Origin of the sequence: Roseiarcus sp., from assembly GCF_052145395.1 — a bacterium.
Taxonomy (GTDB): Bacteria; Pseudomonadota; Alphaproteobacteria; order Rhizobiales; family Beijerinckiaceae; genus Roseiarcus.
In genome coordinates this window covers 1-4,097 of record NZ_JBKQOT010000179.1, presented here as the reverse complement: position 1 = coordinate 4,097, position 4,097 = coordinate 1, and the positions used below count along the sequence as shown (strand labels likewise).

General features: G+C 61.1%; 3 protein-coding genes. All 3 read right to left on the bottom strand.

Features of this window, described 5'->3' with window-relative positions; genetic code table 11:
* Positions 1-631 precede the first annotated feature (631 nt).
* Entirely contained in the window at positions 632-1,744 is a 1,113-nt protein-coding gene (locus ACLP25_RS06310) for an ABC transporter permease (protein WP_442468371.1), read from the bottom strand.
* A 1-nt stretch (position 1,745) separates the two neighbouring features.
* Positions 1,746-2,906, bottom strand: a complete 1,161-nt coding sequence (locus tag ACLP25_RS06305; protein ID WP_442468370.1) for an ABC transporter permease — start codon at positions 2,904-2,906, stop codon at positions 1,746-1,748.
* Positions 2,903-4,097: ATP-binding cassette domain-containing protein (locus tag ACLP25_RS06300; RefSeq protein WP_442468369.1), on the bottom strand; the 1,195-nt coding region annotated here is incomplete at its 5' end. The genes ACLP25_RS06305 and ACLP25_RS06300, both read right to left, overlap by 4 nt.

Genomic DNA, 4,097 nt, shown 5'->3' with positions numbered 1-4,097 from the left:
ATGCGATGCTCCTCCAGCCCATCCCTGGCGATCTTCACCAGGTCGGCCCGATCCGGCGGGCTGAGGAAATTGCGGTCCGTCTTCATCCAATGACTGGAATCGATCCCGCTGATTCGGTCAAACGATTTTTCGGATGTCCGAGGATTCCCGCTATAGGCAAAATATAAGCGCGGTCGGCCACGGCGACGCAAATGGCGCAAGGGCGGCCAAGGAGAGTAACAGCACGCCGCCAAAATGAATCAGCGTAGGAGTCAAAAAAGAGCGCGTGCCGATTATTGCGTCCGAACTGGAGAATCCGACACCGAGCGTGACCACGGCAAACAGCAGCCCGATCAGAGAGGCGGTCGCTGCACCCGTCGTGACGTAGAAGTTGACCCAGTCGCCCAGTCGTGAAGCGTTGGAGCCATGAACTGGAACACGCGCCAGTTTCCGTACTTTTGCAACTATTGCAGCAATGCTCCAGAATCCCCCAATCGCGAACTTCGAGCCGACGTGCGGCGAGCAATGAGCGGGACCGGCGGCCGCTGGCTAGCGATCGATCATGCGAACACGAGGATATGAAAATTCTTCGTTTTCGTCGTCGACAGCCGAATTTAATTCGACCGCCATGGGAGCGACACTTTACTCGCCGCTACTCGAGTCGCCGCCGGAACAGCCAGGCAGCGGCGCTGAGCGTGCCCACCGCGATGAGTGCGAGCGGAACGGCGTTCTTGACGACTTCTCCTATCGGCAGGTCTCTCAAGAACACACCATTCACGATGACCAGAAAATAGCGCAGTGGGTTGATCAGCGTTATGGGTTGCAGCCATGTCGGCATGTTGTCGATTGGCGTGGCGAAGCCGGAAAGCAGCATCGCCGGCACCATGAAAAGAAACGCTCCGAGGATCGCCTGCTGCTGGGTCATCGCGATCGCGGATATGAACAAGCCGACTCCCACGACGGCGGCGAGATAGAGAAATGCGCCGCCGTAGAGAAAAAGCAGCGAGCCTCTCAGAGGCACCTCGAAGAAGAAGACGGCGGCCAGAATGTAGAGCGTGATGTTGAACAATCCGATAATCATCGGCGGGGTCAATTTGCCGAGTATTATCTCGCTGGTGCGGAGCGGGGACACCATCAACTGGTCCAACGTGCCAAGCTCGCGCTCGCGGGCGATCGACAGGGCGGTGACGATAAGTCCGATGACCAGCGCTATGCTGGCGATAAGATTCGGGACCATGAACCACTGGTAAATTAGGTTCGGATTGAACCAATTGAGGGGAACGATATCGATCCCAGCCGAGGCCGAGCGTCGGCCGGCGGGCGTATCCGCGGCCAAACCCGTGACGATCGCATAGAGGTAGCCGCCAACGATCTGAGGTGCGTTGGATTTACGGCCATCCAGTATGACTTCGATGTCGGTCGGCAGGCCGGCTTCGATATCTCGGGAGAAGGAGGGGCCGATCTGGACGGCGGCGATCACTCTTTGCGTGTCGATCGCGTCGCGGACGGCCTCGGGGCCTTGTGCGTGGGTGACGGTCCGGAATGTCGGCGCGCCCTCGATCCGATGCAACAGCTCCTGCCCCCAGGACCCGGCATCCCGGTTCAGCACCATGATGTCCACGTTTGTCACCTCCAGCGTCGCCGCGTAGGCGAAGACGAACAACTGGATGATGGGTGGTCCGATCAGGACAGCGCGGCCCCTCGGGTCGCGCAGGAGGGCCAGAAACTCCTTGATGATCAGCGCTTTGATGCGCATCCACCACATCTCAGCCGATCCTTTTGCGGGTGTTGCGCGCCGCCATCGCGAATAGGGCGGCGCCGATGAGCAGCATGATGGCGATCGCGGGCAGAAACATCGACCAGATATCGCCCGCGAGGAACACCGTCTGCAGGCTCGGAATCAGATAACGCGCGGGCACGATCATGGTGATCCACTGGATCACGCGCGGCATGGAGTTGATCTCGAACAGGAACCCCGAGAGAAGAAAGGCTGGCATGAAGGCCGTGGTTATCGCGATCTGCGAGGCGAGAAACTGGTTCTTCGTGACGGCCGAAATGAGCAGGCCCTGTCCCAGCGCGGGTATCAGGAACGTCGCCGACAGCGTATAGAGCGCGAGGAGCGAGCCCCGGAATGGCACGCCGAAGAGGAAGACGGCGAGCAGCACGCACAGCGTCATCGACGCAAGCCCCAGGACGAAATAGGGCAGGATTTTTCCCGCCAGCAATTCGGCCGCCGTCACGGGCGTCGCCATCATCGCCTCCATCGTTCCGCGCTCCCATTCGCGCGCGATCACCAGAGACGTCAAAAGCGTGCCGACGAGAGTCATTACGATCGCGATCGCGCCCGGCACGAGGAAATCGCGGCTGATCAGCTCGGCGTTGAACCAGTATCGCTGATTTACGGTAATGATCGGGTTGCCGCCGGTCGATTCGGCTCCCTGCGAGGCCGTCCAGGTCGCTACGACGCCTTGCGCGTAACTTTGTACGAAACTCGCGGTATTGGGATCGGAACCGTCGACGATCACCTGGATCTTCGGCGCGGCGCTCGCGGCATAGTCACCGGCGAAGGTCGAGGGAATCACGATGATGCCGTTGACCCCGCCAGTGACGAGATCCTGTTCGAACTCCCGCCTGTCGTGACCATTGATCGCCTCGAAATAGGGGGACGCCTGGAAGCTCGCGGCGAGCGACTGGGTGAGAGCCGTCGAGCTTTCGACCACGAGCCCCACTCGGGTGCGGGTCGCGTCCAGCGAGACGCCATAACCGAAGATGAAGAGCAGGATTACCGGAAGCACGAAGGCGATCAGGATGCTGCTGGGGTCCCTGACGATCTGATAGGATTCCTTGCGTACCAGAGCGACGAAACGGCGCGCCCGACCAAGATTGGGCGCTTCCGCGGCTTGAAGGGCGACTTTGGGTTCGCTCATGCCGCAGCCTTCGCTTCGGATGCTTGCACTAGCGCGATGAAGGCGTCCTCCATCGTCGGATCGGGGTTTTTCGCGTTGGCGACGCTGGCTTTCAACTCGTCGGGCGAACCGAGCGCGATCGAATGGCCGCGATAGATCAGCGAGATGCGGTCGCAATATTCGGCTTCGTCCATGAAGTGCGTCGTGACCAACACGGCGACGCCCTTCTCCACTAGGGCGTTGATATGTGTCCAAAACTCCCTTCGCGTGATGGGATCGACGCCTGATGTCGGTTCGTCGAGAAACAGAACCTCGGGCTCGTGCATCACGGCGCATGCGAGCGCCAGGCGCTGTTTCAAACCCAAGGGCAGATCCTTGGAGGACATCGCGGAATGCTCGCCGAAATCGAATATTTCTCTCATGAGGCTGATGCGATCGTGTTTGCGCGCGCCGCTCAAACCATAGACGCCCGCGAAGAATTCGAGATTCTGCGTGACGTTGAGATCGCCGTAGAGCGAGAATGTCTGCGCCATGTAACCGAGGCGATTGCGGGCCTCGGCGCCATCGCGGCGAAGGTCGAAGCCCGCCACGCGTCCTTCCCCGCCGGTGGGCTTGAGGAGCCCGCACAGCATCTTGAAAGTCGTGGACTTGCCGGCGCCGTTCGGTCCGAGCAGCCCGAAAATCTCCCCTCGCGGAATCTCGAAGGTGATGTTTTCGGCGGCGGTGAAGTCGCCAAAGCGCTTAATGAGGCCGCGCGCCTCGATGACAGGTTTCGCTTCGTCCGTCGGGCGCTGCATGGCGGCCTCGGCGAGCTTCGATCGACCCCCCGGCCCGCCGCCGAGCATGTCGATGAAGGCGTCCTCGAACCTGGGCGGCGTGGGAGCCACCTTTATTTCCGAGCCGGCGACCGCGGCCGCTAGCGTCTCGGCGTTGGCGTCCGGCGCAAGGACGATGCGGATCGCGTCGCCTTGGATGACCCCGTCGATCACCCCGTGCTGGTCGAGCGACTTGGCGAGGATCGGCCGCCGACGGCCCTTCATCCCCGTGAGCTTGAAGACCCTACCGTCAACGCGGCTGGTCAGTTCGGAAGGCGCCCCGGTGAACAGCAGCTTGCCATGATTGAAAAGAAACACACGATCGCAGGCCTCGGCCTCGTCGAGATAGGCCGTCGACCACACGACACCGACGCCCTCCTTGGCCAGGTCCTCGACC